This window comes from Polaromonas sp. (assembly GCF_012927455.1).
In the GTDB taxonomy this organism is placed as follows: Bacteria; Pseudomonadota; Gammaproteobacteria; order Burkholderiales; family Burkholderiaceae_C; genus Polaromonas.
The window spans coordinates 96,316-109,500 of record NZ_JABBPE010000004.1 but is presented as its reverse complement, the minus strand read 5'-3'; the positions used below and the strand labels follow the sequence as shown (position 1 = coordinate 109,500).

The following is a 13,185-nucleotide window of genomic DNA, read 5'->3' as shown; positions in this document are numbered from 1 at the left end:
TAAAACGCATAGTAGGCTTGTGTTTGACGTTCGCTTGTCGTTGCGACGACAATTTGCGGGTAAGTCCTAAGCGGGTGTGCCCGGAGGATGCCCTTGTCGGACAAAGCACGCCCATGAAATCCCTTTCCTCTGACCTGCCCCTGCACCAGCGCCGCAGAACGCCCACGCCGGATGAACTGCAAGGCATTCCCTGGCTGCGGTTGCTGCAAGGTGATGAGCGGGCGCGTGCGGTGGCGGCGCTACAGGTCGGCGACGCGTCGACGGGCGACTATGTGTGCCGCGTCGGCAAACCGGTGACTTACTGGTTTGGCGTGGTCGAGGGGCTGCTCAAGATGAGTGCCGACAACGCCCAGGGCCTGACCATGACCTTCACCGGTGTGCCGCCCGGAGGCTGGTTTGGCGAAGGCACGGCGCTCAAGCGCGAGCCCTACCGCTACAACATCCAGGCGCTGCGCAAAAGCGTGGTGGCCGGCTTGCCGGTCGACAGCTTTCACTGGCTGCTGGACCACTCGATCAGCTTTAATCGTTTTGTCATGAACCAGCTCAACGAGCGGCTCGGGCAGTTCATCGCGGCGCGTGAGATTGACCGCATGAATAACCCCGATCTGCGGGTGGCGCGCAGCCTGGCCGCGCTGTTCAACCCGGTGCTCTATCCGGGCGTGGGCGAAGTGCTGCGCATCACGCAGCAGGAGTTGGCCTATCTGGTCGGTCTGTCACGTCAACGCGTCAACGAAGCGCTAACCACGCTGCAGGCGCAAGGCATTATTCGCGTTGAATACGGCGGGCTGCGCGTGCTTGACATCGTGGCGCTGCGTTCCAGCATGTTTAATGATAAAAAGCAGCTCTAGCGCATGATGGACGGGCGTTAGCAGCTATCAAATCAATAGCTTTCTAAAATACTGGCCCGCCTTTGTCCGAACACGGTCCTCCCAAACCCCGTGCTTCCTGCACAGCGCGTTCGCGCCACACCGGCTGATGCCGACGCATCCCTGACCGTACTGCGGGGCGTTTTTATTTCATTACCCGCACGATCGACACGCGCGTATTGGCCGGCAGGCTGCGCCCAATCGCATCGACAGCGGCCTGCGGCGATTGGCGCGCCGGATCGAAGGCAAATGACAGCGCTGGCGGTTGATTCGAGGTTCGCACGCTCTGCGCGATTACACCCGCAACGCGCCGTGCCGATTTCACCAGTTGCAGCGCATCAAATTGAGCGCTGACCTGGCAAAACACCACCACGCTGCCAACCGCCTTGGCGCGCGCGAGCACCTGGTGGTCGTACGTTGCGGCAACGTTGTCTTCGACACAGGCACCGCAGGCATGGCTTGCCATGGGCGCAAGCGCTGCGCCGGCCGCACCTAGGACCCTGGCAAACATCCAGGCAGCGCGCAAGGCCGGCAAAAACGACCGGCCTGGCTTCACGGCTTTTTAGCGGCAGCGGATGCGGCCACGGCCGGCACCGCAGGCATCGGCGCGGCCGATTTTGTTTGCGAGGGCGGCAGCGCAGCGCCTGGGGCGGCCGGCTGGGGCTGCGCCTTGCCTTGCGGCTTCAGGTTCAGGTCGGCCCATTTGAAGTAAGCGATGTACTGCTTGATCTCTTCATCGCTCAAGCCCTGGTTGGGCATGGGAACCTTCCATTTTTCAAGCGATGCCTTGGCCCTGGGGTCGGTCTTCATCATCTCCTCAGGCGATTTGAGCCAGCGCGTGAGCCAGGCGTCGTCGTAGCGCTTGGTCACGCCGTACAGGTCGGGGCCCATCTTGTCGCCGCCGCCAATCGAGTGGCAGGCCAGACACTTCGACTCAAACGCCAGCTTGCCTTTCTGGGCATTCGGCTCGCTCGGCGCCGCCGTGGCCGGAATGTTGTGGTGTTCCATGCCCGCATCGGCGCCTCCGCCCTCTGGCGTGCCGCCCGCCGCAATCAGGCCGATTGCGCCCTGCGACGCATTGGCAAAGTGGTGGTCGACCATCACATAGTTGCCCGCCTCGGGAATGATGAATTCCACAATCGCGCCACTTGACGAACCGAGCAGCACCGTCTGCATGCCGCGAAACTGGTTGTCCGGATTGCCATCCATCCAGACGCGGTCGAAGATCGTGCCGACCACATGAAAGCTCGACGTGTTGGACGGCCCGACATTCATCACGAACAGGCGCACCCGCTCTCCGGGCTTGGCCGGCAAAGGCTTGTCGACCATGGCGTTGTAGCGGCCGTTGAACACGGTGTAGGTCGGCGACTTGGCGCGCACCCGGTCGCCGTCCAGCACATGTAGCGGCTGGCCATCGACCATGCGTTTTTGCGGGTCGAGCTTGGTGTAGAACTCGCTTTGCAGCACCGCATACTCGCGGTCCACCTTGGTCGGGTAGCCGCCGCGCGGCTCGACGATCATCATGCCGTACATGCCCGAGGCCAAGTGCTCAAGCACCATCGGCGTGCCGCAGTGGTACATGAAGACGCCCGGGTAATTGAGCGTGAATTCAAACGAAATTGTCTGGCCCGGTGCAATCGAGCGGTATTTGTCTTGCGGAGAGACCATGGCCGAATGAAAGTCCATCGAATGCATCATCGGCGCGGCCGTCACGTTCACGCCCGGGACCGGCTCGTCCGAGCGGTTGGTCATTGTGAACTTGATGCGGTCGCCGACCCGCGCGCGAACCACCGGCCCGGGCACCTGGTCGCCAAAGGTCCAGGCACTGAACTTCACGCCGGGCGCAATTTCGATGATCTTGTGCGTCGTGTCCAGGCGAATTTCCTTGACCGGCGACGGGTCGAGGGCTTTGAGCGCCGGCTCCATATTCAGCGCGCTGCCGGCGGAAAAAGGCCCGGTGTGGCGCTCGTTAGAAAGCACGGCCGGCGGCGTCTTGAAATCCATTTTGGCCGTGTCGTAAGGATCGGCAGCGGCGACGGCAGCGACCGGTGCCGATGCCGGTGGCTGCGGCGCCGCCACTTCGCCTGGGGTGCGGCCCTGGCACCCCAAGGTCAACAGTGCGAGCGCACTTGAAACGATCAGGCAAGTGGCGCGAGTCACGCGCCTTCCGTGAAAGTTCGCGAATAGCAGTCGCATGACGAGCCCTTGGGTTTTAATGCAGGCACGCCTGCCCTGGCAAAAAATCGCTAGATGGCTTCACCCGGTTTTAGGGTGTGTAGACAGGTCTGCATTTGAAAATTTTCAAACACTTTTCAGTCCAGGCCAGCCGCCGCATGAAGCTTGACCATACTTATATCCTTGACTCAGCGCAAGCTGGGCGGGTGTCGAGATGTTAACGAATGAGAGTCGCCTGCCAGCTATTTGCTTTCCCGCAGCACAATTTGTAGCGAGGCGTACCACGCCGACAAATCTTCGATTTCCTGATCGCTCAAGGGCTTGGCGATTACGCTCATGACCTCATGCGTGCGCTTGCCGCTGCGGTAATTCTTGAGCTGCTCGGCCAGATAAATCTGCGGCTGGCCGGCCAGGTTGGGTGCATTGGGCAGGGTCGACAGTCCCTGCACGCCGTGGCAGACGGCGCAGACCGCAGACTTGGTCTTGCCCGCATTGACGTCGGCGGCCGTGGCGGCGCCGGCGATTGCCATCAAACACAAAATTGTCAGGAGTCGTCGCATGATTTTCTTGCCTCCAAATACGAACGGGGACTGTTCAAGTCCCCGTGATGGTCATTGACGCCCCGAGCCGGCGAACCGACCGGGGCGCGGGGACATCAGTTGCTGTAGGTGACGCGGTAAATCGCGCCGGCGTAGTCGTCGGAGATCAGTATCGAGCCGTCCTTCATGGGCGCCACGTCGACCGGGCGGCCGCGGTAGGTACCAGTCTCGCTGTCCAGCCAGCCTTCGGCGAATATCTCGGCCTTGCCGGCCGAACCGTCGGCGTTGACAGGAACGAAGTTGATCAACGCGCCGGTCGCCTTGGTGCTGTTCCAGGAGCCGTGCGCGGCAATGAACATGCCGCCCTGGTATTTGGCCGGGAACTGCTTGCCGCTGTAGAAGGTCATGCCCAGTTGCGCCTGGTGCGCCGGGAACTCAAGCTGGGGTGGCACCGTGTTGGGCGGCTCTTTCATGTCCTTCAGATCGGCTGCCGCTGCGCTGCCCGCCACCTTGAACTTGCCGTTCCAGTAGGGGTATCCAAAGTGCTGACCGACGGCCGTCACACGGTTGAGTTCGCCAGGAGGCACCGTATCGCCCAGGCCATCGGTCTGGTTGTCGGTAAACCACAGGGTTTTGTCCTTGGGGTTGAAGTCCATGCCGACCGAGTTGCGGATGCCGCGCGCGAACACTTCGCGCTTGGAGCCGTCAAACGGGTCCATGCGCAAAACGCCGCCTATGCCCAGCTTGCTGTACAAGTCGACCTTGCCGGCGGGCGGCACATTGTGGGGTTGGCCTAGGCTGACATACAGCTTGCCGTCGTCGCCAACCCGGCACACGCGCGCGCCGTGGTTGTACGACTCTTCTTCGACCGGAATCAGGTTGCCTTGCGCCACCACTTCAATTACCGCAACATCCGGGCCTTCATAGAAAAACTCGGCGGCCGGAAAGTTGAGAATGCGGTTGTGCTCGGCCACCACCAGAAAGCCGTCCTTGGTCCAGCACACGCCGTTAGGCACCTTGAAGTTCAGCGAAGGGGCAAACGCCTTGACTTCAGTGGCCGCGCCAGCGCCATTGCGATCGGTCACGGCCCACACCGTGGTTTTGCGCGTGCCTACAAACAGCATGTTGGTCGATGGGGCGACCGCCATGTGGCGTGCGTCGGGAACCACCGCATACAGGTCAATCTTGAAGCCTGGCGGCAGCTTGATGCGCTTCAGGTTGGATCGAATCGCGTCGGCGTTTTTGCCCTCTTGCGGAATTGACGGAATGTTCAGATCGGTACCCGACACCTTCATCTGCTTGAGATTGGCGATGTTGTCTTTGCCGGATTGGGCGGCGGCGCCCAAAGCCAGTCCTGCGGCGACAAGCGCCAGCAGTGGTCTGCCTGCTTTCATGGTTTGCTCCCCTTTGTAAAAGTCAAATGTCTAAGAATGATCCAAAAAAATTTGGTATGTCATTAAGCGCAATCGCCCAAAAAAAAACAATAGTCCTAAGTCTGAAATAGTCCGGCTTTAAGGGAAAACACCGGGCTAAACCAACTCGGCAAACCGCTTAGGCGACGAACTGTCCCAAAACGATACGTATTTTTTTTGACCGGCCCAAAACCGGCACTCGACCGGGGCGGTTGGGCTCAAAATGCCAAGGGGCGCAAAATCAAGACTCAGGAAGATTTGGACCCGATAGCTTCAGCAGCACGGACCGCGTTTGTGCGAGGCCATCGGCGACAACAGCTGCAGGCAGGCGCGGCGCGGTGCAAACACCGACGCACGGAAACCTGGAAACACGGAAACACGGAAACGGCGGTCGCTCGCCGCCAGCTGCCATGTTGAAACGCAAACTGCCCAAAATTACATACCAAATATGCCTGTAGCCCATTATTTACGGGCGCAGTCAGCTATAAAATAAATAGCAAATGCAAGATTCATCAAAACCCAAGACAACGCCGCAATCTGCGGGCACAGCGGTACGCATCCCTAAAGCCCCGGCGCCAGCGCCAGGCAGCGTGCCCGTGACCGTGCGGCTGAACAAGCGCATGGCCGATTTGGGCCTTTGCTCGCGCCGCGAAGGCGATGACTGGATTGCGCGCGGCTGGGTCCGCGTCAACGGCGTGCCCGCCGTGATGGGCCAGCCGGTCGCGCTCGATGCGCGCATCGAGGTGGCGCGCGAGGCTGAGCAGCAGCAGCGCCAGCAGGTCACCATCCTGATCAACAAGCCGGTCGGCTATGTCAGCGGTCAGGCCGAAGACGGCCATGAGCCGGCCGTGGTGCTGGTGCAGCCGCAAAATCGCTGGAGCGAATGCAACAGCCGTATGCGCTGGGGCCATGAGCAGCTGCGCGGCCTGGCACCGGCCGGCCGGCTCGATATCGACTCGATTGGCCTGCTGGTGCTGACGCAGGACGGCCGGGTGGCGCGCCAGCTGATCGGCGAAGATTCGGACATGGAAAAAGAGTATCTGGTGCGCGTCAGTTACGGTGCTGAAACCGTCAACGTGCAGGCGGTGTTTCCGCGCGCACAGCTGGCGCTGCTGCGCGACGGCCTGAGTCTGGATGGCGAGGCGCTCAAGCCCGCGCAAGTCGATTGGCAAAACCCCGAGCAACTGCGGTTTGTCCTCAAGCAAGGCAAAAAGCGCCAGATTCGCCGCATGTGCGAGCAGGTCGGGCTGTTTGTGACCGGCTTGAAGCGGGTGCGCATTGGCCGCGTCAACCTGGGCCATTTGCCGATAGGCCAGTGGCGCTATCTGGCGCCGCACGAGCATTTTTAGGCCTGGTCCCGCGTAACCGGCGGCTTGTCGAAGCCGTGGCAAAGCGCCCGTACCAGGATCGCAGCTTTATTGGCGGCGCCTTTGCACACGCGAAGGCGGGCGAAGCAAGGCTTGTCCTACTTCCATGCGAGCCAATGGACGGCAGTTTTTGTTTTGCTTGAGCCTAAGGTAGTTTGAGGAAAGCAGCCGGGTTAATGATGCGTTGTCGCCGGCCAGCGCAGCAACCCCAATACCACCATGGCACTCATCACTTACCTCGCCGAAGACAACCAGATTGTTCTGGAGAACCTGATCGAATCGCTGCGCGAGATAGCCGATGTAGAAGTCTGCAGTCATGGCGCGACCCAGGCCGAAGCCAGTCGCTGGCTGGCGCAAAACGACGGCCAGTGGCATTTGGCCATCGTCGACCTATTCTTGAAGGAGGGTACGGGCTTGGGCGTGCTGGCTGGCTGCCGAAAACGGGAGCCGTATCAGCACGTGGTGGTTCTGACCAACTACGCTACGCCGGAAATCCGCAGGCGGGCGATTGAGCTGGGAGCCGATGAGGTCTTTGATAAGTCCAGCGAGCTTGACGAGCTGTTTGCCTACTGCATCAAGCAGACCGCTTTTCACCAGAATGCCGACGTCCAGCTGGCCCAGAATGAGGCCATCGCCCGCAATCACGCTGTCCAGGGCAAATAGCCGTTGCCGGAATCACGCCGGTCAGCGCCTGGTTTGCTATTAATAATATAGCTTCTTGCGCCCGTGGTTATTGGGCTACAGCCAGTTTTACCAAATAATTGAAGTGCAGCAGCTGGCGCTAGCCCAGGCTCTTGCGCAGCCAGTCGGCAAACGCGGTGCACTCCCAGCGGTCCATGGTGCCGGTGCGCCAGCACAGGTAATGCGCGTGCGGGCTGGCCGTGTTGCTGCCAAATACGGCGTTGTTGCCTAGGCGGACCAGCGAACCGTTTTCCAGCCAGGGTGCGCCCAGTTTCAGACGGACCAGGCCAATGCCCATGCCGGCGGCGGCGGCGTCGCACATCAGGCCGATGTCATTGAACTGAGAGCCGTCCTGCGGTTCAGGCCAGTCGAGCTGGTGGGCGGTAAACCAGGTGCGCCAGGGCTCCAGCGGCGAGCGCAGCAGGCTTTCCCCCTCGAGGTCCTCGGCCGCCTCGAAGGGCCCATGCTCGCGCACGAAGGTGGGCGAGGCCAGCGGCGCCACTTCGTCCTGCATCAGGCAGACATGCTCGACATCGGCATAACGCCCGGCGCCGAAGCGCACCATCAGGTCGGCGTCTTCGGCCACCACATCGAGCAGCGGAATCGACACCTGCAGCGTCAGGTCGATCTCGGGGTAGGCGTCGGTAAACTGGCGCAGCCGTGGAATCAAAATGGAGCGCGCAAAAGTGGGCGTGACGGCGAGCCGCAGCTTGCGTTTGCCCGGGGTGGCGCTTTGGCCGGCCGCGCCGGGAAATTTTTGCAGTGTGGCCAGGCCCTCGCGCACATGCGCCAGGTACTCGCTGCCTTCAGTGGTCAGCGAAAAATCGGCCCGGCCAAACAGCTTGGTTCCGATGATTTGCTCGAGCTGCTTGACGCGGTGGCTGACCGCGCTGGGCGTCACGCAAAGCTCTTCGGCCGACTGGGTCACGCTGCGCAGTCGCGCCAGCGCTTCAAAGGTCAGCAGGCACTGAATCGGGGGAATGCGCGCTGCGCTGGCCATATTTAGTAGCGACTCGCAAAGGAGCAGGCCAACGGCCGCCAGCCCGCCCCCGCATCCCCCCAGCAGGGGCCGCGGAACCGGCTTCGCCGGGCCGCAGGCGCAGGGCCCCCTCGGGGGGCAGCGAACCACACGCAGTGGGGAGCGTGGGGGTTACTTAAAAATAACAGTTTTGTGACCATTGAGGAGAACCCGGTGTTCACTGTGCCATTTTACCGCCCGCGCCAGCACCTGGCTCTCGGTGTCGCGGCCCATGGCGGTCAGGTCTTCCACCGTCTTGCTGTGGTCGGCGCGCGCCACATCCTGCTCGATGATCGGGCCTTCATCGAGATTGGCCGTCACATAGTGGGCGGTGGCGCCTATCAGCTTGACGCCGCGGTCATGCGCCTGGTAGTAAGGCTTGGCGCCCTTGAAGCTGGGCAGAAACGAGTGGTGGATGTTGATGGCCCGGCCCGCCAGCTTGCCGCACAGCGCGGGTGAGAGGATTTGCATATAACGCGCCAGCACCACCAGCTCGGCGCCTTCGGACTCGATGATCTCCAGCTGCCTGGCCTCGACCTGCGCTTTGCCCGCCGCCGTCACCGGAAGGTGGTGAAAAGCGATGTTGTAGCTGGCCGCGAGCTGGTAGAACTCGCGGTGGTTGGAGACGATGGCGCGGATGTCCAGCGGCAGCAGGCCCGACTTGACACGAAACAGCAGGTCGTTCAGGCAATGGCCTTCCTTGCTGACCAGAATGACGGTGCGCATCGGCTGCGCGCTGTCGTGCAGCTTCCACTCCATCTGGAAAGGCTCGGCAAAGACCGCCAGCCGGGCGGACAGTTGCTCGTGCGCCAACTGCTCGCAGGCAAACTGCACGCGCATGAAAAACAGGCCCGTGTCATGGTCGTTGAATTGCGCGGCCTCTTCAATATTGCCGCCGTTTTCGAACAGGAAACCGGACACGGCATGAACAATACCCCTGCGGTCGGGGCAGGACAGGGTCAGGATATAAGCGTGATTCATAGGGGATGGATTGTCGCAGGTGGCGTTCGCCAACGCGCTTCTGGGCCGGTCAGCGGCGAGTTGCCAGCCGTATGCCAGCCGTATGCCAGCCGCAAGAGTGCCAGAATGCAGGTCTGCCTCGCATTCGAGCATCTTCAACACCAACTGACGCAGGAGACCGACATGGCCTATCAAGACTTCAACATGGATCACCACTGGTTGCCCTTTACCCCCAATCGCAGCTTCAAGAAAGATCCGCGTATTTTCGTGGCTGCCGACGGCATGCACTTCACGACGCACGACGGTCGTCAGGTGCTGGACGGCATTTCAAGTCTGTGGTGCGTGGGTGCCGGGCACAACCGCAAGCCCATCAATGAAGCCATCAAGAAGCAGCTCGACACGCTGGACTATGCGACGGCGTTTCAGGCCAGCAACGACCAGGCGTTCAAGGCCGCCGAAATGATTGCCGCCATGGCGCCGGGCGACCTGAACAAGGTGCTGTTTTGCAATTCCGGCTCAGAGGCGGCTGATACCTCGCTGAAAGTAGCGCTGGCCTACCACCGCGCTCGCGGCGAGGGGCACCGCAATGTATTCATTGGCCGCGAGAAGGGCTACCACGGCGTCGGCTTTGGCGGCATGAGCGTGGGCGGCATTCCGGCCAACCGCAAGGTCTATGGTTCGGCCATGCTGCCGCGCGTTGACCACATGCGCTTCATCCATGACCCAGTCAACCATGCCTATATCAATGGTGCAGAGCCGGTGTGGCAGGAAGACATTTTGCTGGAGCTGGAAAACCGCATCCTGCCGCTGCACGACGCCAGCAATGTGGCGGCCGTTATTGTCGAGCCGGTGGCTGGCAGTGCCGGCTGGTACCTGCCGCCCAAGGGCTACCTGAAGCGCTTGCGGGAGATCTGCGACAAGCACGGCATCCTGCTGATTTTTGACGAGGTCATCACCGGCTTTGGCCGGCTGGGCTGCAACTTCGGCGCCGACTATTACGGCGTGGTGCCGGACATGCTGAATTTTGCCAAATGCGTGACCAACGGCGTGATTCCGCTGGGCGGCGTGATCTGCTCGGACCGCATTTACGACACCATGATGAATGCCAATGCCAACAGCCCCGACTATGCGGTGGAGTTCTTTCATGGCTACACCTACTCGGGCCACCCGGTGGCGTGCGCGGCGGCCATCGCCACGCTCACTTTGTTCAAGCAGGACAAACTTTTTGAACGCGCCGGCGAGATGGGAAAGTTGTTGGGCGACGCCGTGCACAGCGGCTTCAAGGGCCTGCCCAACGTGATCGGCATTCGCAGCCTCGGGCTGGCGGGCGCGGTCGAGCTGTCATCAATTAGCGGCGCACCGGGCAAGCGCGCCTATGACATTTTCATGGACTGCTACCACCACGGCGTGCTGGTGCGACCGGCCGGTGAAAACATCGTGATCTGCCCGCCCTACATCATTGAGAAAGAGCACATCGAGCGCATTGTCGAGGTGGTGGCCGCTTCCATTCGCAAGAACGCCTGAGCGCCGGCCGCACGGCCCCGCCCAAGACGACTCACTCCGGCAGGTTTTGGCTTAATTTGGGGTCATGGCGCCGGCGGGCTTGGGTTTGACGGCCGGCGCCAGTTGATCCTTGAGCCCGGCGCAGTAGTCAACCTCGGGCACGGCCGGCGTCGGCCAGATGCTGTCAAAAGCCGCCTTCGGCCCGTCGCCGTGGGCATTCACGGCGCGCAGCAAAACCGACTTGGTTGTCAGGTCGGCCCGCAGATGCAGCGGCACGCCCAGCAGGCGGTCGGCATGGCCACTGCCCGTCAGCAGCACCACCACCTTGCCGGGAAGGGCCGCCTGGCTCAGCGTGTTGGCCATGGTCACGTCCTTGGCAATCTGAATGCGCGTCATGGGCGCGATCTGGCTTTCCGGCAGCATGTTGCAGTGGCCGATGCGGATGCTTTGCTGCTGCGTTTTCAGCGCCGGTCCCGGCAATAAAACGTCCAGCGTGCTGTCGGCCATGCTGGCTTGCAGCTCGGTGCGCGGCAAATTGGCGCCCAGCACCGGCACGCCGGCGCGCACCGCCGTCATCACCGCCGGTCCATAAGCCTCCCACTTCCAGCCCTTGTCGTTCCATTTCAGCGCATCGCGGGTCTGCTGCTCGGTCGCGCTGGGTTTGAGCGCGGCTGTGCTCAGTCTGGTATCGGCCATCTCCAGCGCCACCGCTGCCAGCAGGCCGCGCCCCGCCAGATCGGCAATCACTTGCTGCTCGATCTGCTGGTGTTCCTTCGCATCGTGCTGCTCACCCAGCAGCAGCACATCGGCAGGCAGCACGGCATTGAGCCGGCTACTGATGGCCGCGGCGGCGCTGCCGCTAGACAACTGGAGGATGGGCGCCTCGGGGCGGCCGGCGCAGCCGCCAGCCAGCAGCAGCGCAGCGGCGCAAAGCGCAAAACACGTGGTGCGTGGTGAGGAAGCAAGTAATTTCAATTTTGGATGGATGTAAGACATCGGTGGATACTAATGCTTTGCGTGCGTATCAACCCGGTGTAAGCCCGGTTTAACCCCGGTTTTGCGGCGGTTCTACCCCAAATCCAGTCAGATTGCTCTGTTGTCCTACCTGTCCGCCGGTTTTCCACTAAGTTTCATGCCTTTTAAAACCGCCACACGATTTTCCCTGCTTTCAAAAGCGCCCATCGCCCGGGTTATCGGCACGCTGCTGCTGGCCTGGGCTGCAGCCCGCTTGTGCGTGATGCTGGGGACTCCGCTGCCCTGGATGATCGGTCCGCTGGTGCTGACGGCCGCAGCGTCCATGCTGGGCGGCCCGACCGCCAGCTGGATACCGCTGCGCAATGCCGGCCAATGGATCATCGGCTGCGCGCTCGGCCTGTATTTCACGCCGCAAGTCGTCGCGCTGGTGGCCGGCCTGTGGTGGGCGATTGCGCTCAATATTGTCTGGGCGCTGGCACTTGGGCTGGTTTTCGGCGAGTGGCTTTATTGGCTGCACCACCGGCCCGGCTCGGTCGGGGTGGCGCCTTCAGCGTGGCGCGCGAAATTTCATGTGTTGGACTTGTCGCGCACCACCACCTACTTTGCAGCGCCCATAGGGGCCGCTTCGGAAATGACGCTGATGGGTGAGCGCCACGGCGCGCAGACCGATCTGGTGGCCTCGGCGCACAGCCTGCGCGTGCTGCTGGTCACGCTGATCATTCCCTTCGGTTTTCAGTGGGCGGGGTTGCACGGCCTGGACAGCACGCTGCCGGGGGCGCGCGAAGTGAGCGCGCCTGGGCTGGCGCTGCTGGCCGTGCTGACGGGCGGCGGGTGCTGGCTGATGCTCAAGCTCAAGCGTACCAACCCGTGGTTTATTGGCGCGCTCACCGTTGCCTTGCTGCTGACGGCCAGCGGCATCACGCTGTCAGCGCTGCCGCAAGGCCTGAGCAATGCCGCGCAACTGCTGATTGGCATCAGCCTGGGGGTGCGCTTTACCCGTGGCTTTGTGCATATGGCGCCGCGCTGGCTGGCTTCGGTGGCGCTGGCCACGGTCGCCATGATTGTGTTGTGCGCCGGCCTGGCCTGGCTGCTGGCAAAGGTCACCCAGTTGCACTGGGCGACGCTGTTGTTGGGGACTTCGCCGGGGGGCATTGCCGAGATGGCCATCACCGCCAAGGTGCTGCAGCTTGGGGTGCCAGTGGTGACGGCGTTTCATGTCACGCGGCTGGCGGCGGTGCTGCTGCTGGCAGAGCCGATGTACCGCTGGCTTTACCTGGAAAAGCGGTAAATAAAAGCTGCGGTTTCAAAACGCCACGGCTCAGGCGGTTATTGATGCGCCTTCATTTTTCCCTATGCAGGCGCTGAAAGGCCGCGAACAGTTTTTGGGCCAGGTCAAACCCGGCGCCGCTGTCGCGCACAAAGTAAACCGGCTCACCTGCGCGGCCCGCTTGCCGGCCGAAAGCGATGCGGGTGCAAGCCCGCCCGGCGCTGAACTCCCAGCCATTGCCCGGCAAGTTGTCGAGCACCTGCCCGAGCAGCCGCGGATCACCCTGCGCAGGCAGGCCGGTTCGACCCGCAACTGCATCTGAAACGGTTCTTGCATCAATCAAAAGGTGCTGCGCGCGCATTGTGAGAAAAAACTGCCGTGCGATAAGGAATATTCCGCCAAAAAACTTGGTGCATTTCTGG

13 protein-coding genes are annotated in these 13,185 nt (G+C 62.0%); 5 read left to right on the top strand and 8 right to left on the bottom strand.

Annotated elements, in window-relative coordinates; translation table 11 throughout:
• Positions 1-113: 113 nt before the first annotated feature.
• Entirely contained in the window at positions 114-848 is a 735-nt protein-coding gene (locus tag HHJ18_RS05765) for a Crp/Fnr family transcriptional regulator (protein ID WP_296912550.1), read from the top strand.
• A gap of 163 nt (positions 849-1,011) precedes the next feature.
• Here HHJ18_RS05765 and HHJ18_RS05760 read toward each other — a convergent pair whose 3' ends face one another.
• The 4 genes from HHJ18_RS05760 to HHJ18_RS05745 all read right to left on the bottom strand — a co-directional run bounded on the left by HHJ18_RS05760 (position 1,012) and on the right by HHJ18_RS05745 (position 4,974).
• Positions 1,012-1,422, bottom strand: coding sequence for a hypothetical protein (locus HHJ18_RS05760; protein ID WP_296912547.1), 411 nt, complete (start codon positions 1,420-1,422; stop codon positions 1,012-1,014).
• Positions 1,419-3,062: a multicopper oxidase domain-containing protein gene (locus tag HHJ18_RS05755; RefSeq protein WP_296912545.1), complete on the bottom strand. Its 1,644-nt coding sequence runs from the start codon at positions 3,060-3,062 to the stop codon at positions 1,419-1,421. The genes HHJ18_RS05760 and HHJ18_RS05755 overlap by 4 nt, the downstream gene beginning before the upstream one ends.
• Positions 3,063-3,283: 221 nt before the next feature.
• Complete coding sequence (locus HHJ18_RS05750; RefSeq protein ID WP_296912543.1) at positions 3,284-3,601, bottom strand: cytochrome c; 318 nt, start codon at positions 3,599-3,601, stop codon at positions 3,284-3,286.
• Positions 3,602-3,696: 95 nt separating this feature from the next.
• Complete coding sequence (locus tag HHJ18_RS05745; protein ID WP_296912541.1) at positions 3,697-4,974, bottom strand: PQQ-dependent sugar dehydrogenase; 1,278 nt, start codon at positions 4,972-4,974, stop codon at positions 3,697-3,699.
• Between the two features lie 518 nt (positions 4,975-5,492).
• Here HHJ18_RS05745 and HHJ18_RS05740 point away from each other — a divergent pair.
• Positions 5,493-6,341, top strand: coding sequence for a pseudouridine synthase (locus HHJ18_RS05740; protein WP_296912539.1), 849 nt, complete (start codon positions 5,493-5,495; stop codon positions 6,339-6,341).
• A gap of 237 nt (positions 6,342-6,578) precedes the next feature.
• Entirely contained in the window at positions 6,579-7,022 is a 444-nt protein-coding gene (locus tag HHJ18_RS05735) for a response regulator (protein WP_296912536.1), read from the top strand.
• Positions 7,023-7,140: 118 nt separating this feature from the next.
• Here the strand turns inward: HHJ18_RS05735 and HHJ18_RS05730 are convergent, their stop codons facing one another.
• Together HHJ18_RS05730 and purU are read right to left on the bottom strand one after the other, a co-directional pair.
• Positions 7,141-8,040 (bottom strand): LysR substrate-binding domain-containing protein, encoded by a 900-nt coding sequence (locus HHJ18_RS05730; protein ID WP_296912534.1) that lies wholly within the window; start codon positions 8,038-8,040, stop codon positions 7,141-7,143.
• 150 nt (positions 8,041-8,190) lie between these two features.
• Complete coding sequence (gene purU, locus HHJ18_RS05725; protein ID WP_296912532.1) at positions 8,191-9,039, bottom strand: formyltetrahydrofolate deformylase; 849 nt, start codon at positions 9,037-9,039, stop codon at positions 8,191-8,193.
• A 162-nt stretch (positions 9,040-9,201) separates the two neighbouring features.
• Here purU and HHJ18_RS05720 point away from each other — a divergent pair, with 162 nt between their 5' ends.
• Complete coding sequence (locus HHJ18_RS05720) at positions 9,202-10,542, top strand: aminotransferase class III-fold pyridoxal phosphate-dependent enzyme (protein WP_296912528.1); 1,341 nt, start codon at positions 9,202-9,204, stop codon at positions 10,540-10,542.
• A 51-nt stretch (positions 10,543-10,593) separates the two neighbouring features.
• Here the strand turns inward: HHJ18_RS05720 and HHJ18_RS05715 are convergent, their stop codons facing one another.
• Positions 10,594-11,496 carry a ChaN family lipoprotein gene (locus HHJ18_RS05715; protein ID WP_296912525.1) on the bottom strand — a complete coding sequence of 301 codons (903 nt, stop codon included), beginning with the start codon at positions 11,494-11,496 and terminating at the stop codon, positions 10,594-10,596.
• A 157-nt stretch (positions 11,497-11,653) separates the two neighbouring features.
• Here HHJ18_RS05715 and HHJ18_RS05710 point away from each other — a divergent pair, with 157 nt between their 5' ends.
• Positions 11,654-12,784: an AbrB family transcriptional regulator gene (locus HHJ18_RS05710; protein ID WP_296912522.1), complete on the top strand. Its 1,131-nt coding sequence runs from the start codon at positions 11,654-11,656 to the stop codon at positions 12,782-12,784.
• 52 nt (positions 12,785-12,836) lie between these two features.
• On the opposite strand, the gene HHJ18_RS05705 is transcribed toward HHJ18_RS05710, so the two are convergent.
• On the bottom strand, positions 12,837-13,106 hold the full coding sequence (locus tag HHJ18_RS05705) for a hypothetical protein (protein WP_296912520.1): 270 nt from the start codon (positions 13,104-13,106) through the stop codon (positions 12,837-12,839).
• Positions 13,107-13,185 lie beyond the last annotated feature (79 nt).

What these genes read in the sequence shown, in the direction of transcription:
- HHJ18_RS05765 (WP_296912550.1), top strand. Translation starts at nt 114, where the DNA reads ATGAAATCCCTTTCCTCTGACCTGCCCCTGCACCAGCGCCGCAGAACG.
- HHJ18_RS05755 (WP_296912545.1), bottom strand. Translation starts at nt 3,062, where the DNA reads ATGCGACTGCTATTCGCGAACTTTCACGGAAGGCGCGTGACTCGCGCC.
- HHJ18_RS05750 (WP_296912543.1), bottom strand. Translation starts at nt 3,601, where the DNA reads ATGCGACGACTCCTGACAATTTTGTGTTTGATGGCAATCGCCGGCGCC.
- HHJ18_RS05745 (WP_296912541.1), bottom strand. Translation starts at nt 4,974, where the DNA reads ATGAAAGCAGGCAGACCACTGCTGGCGCTTGTCGCCGCAGGACTGGCT.
- HHJ18_RS05740 (WP_296912539.1), top strand. Translation starts at nt 5,493, where the DNA reads ATGCAAGATTCATCAAAACCCAAGACAACGCCGCAATCTGCGGGCACA.
- HHJ18_RS05735 (WP_296912536.1), top strand. Translation starts at nt 6,579, where the DNA reads ATGGCACTCATCACTTACCTCGCCGAAGACAACCAGATTGTTCTGGAG.
- HHJ18_RS05730 (WP_296912534.1), bottom strand. Translation starts at nt 8,040, where the DNA reads ATGGCCAGCGCAGCGCGCATTCCCCCGATTCAGTGCCTGCTGACCTTT.
- purU (WP_296912532.1), bottom strand. Translation starts at nt 9,039, where the DNA reads ATGAATCACGCTTATATCCTGACCCTGTCCTGCCCCGACCGCAGGGGT.
- HHJ18_RS05720 (WP_296912528.1), top strand. Translation starts at nt 9,202, where the DNA reads ATGGCCTATCAAGACTTCAACATGGATCACCACTGGTTGCCCTTTACC.
- HHJ18_RS05710 (WP_296912522.1), top strand. Translation starts at nt 11,654, where the DNA reads ATGCCTTTTAAAACCGCCACACGATTTTCCCTGCTTTCAAAAGCGCCC.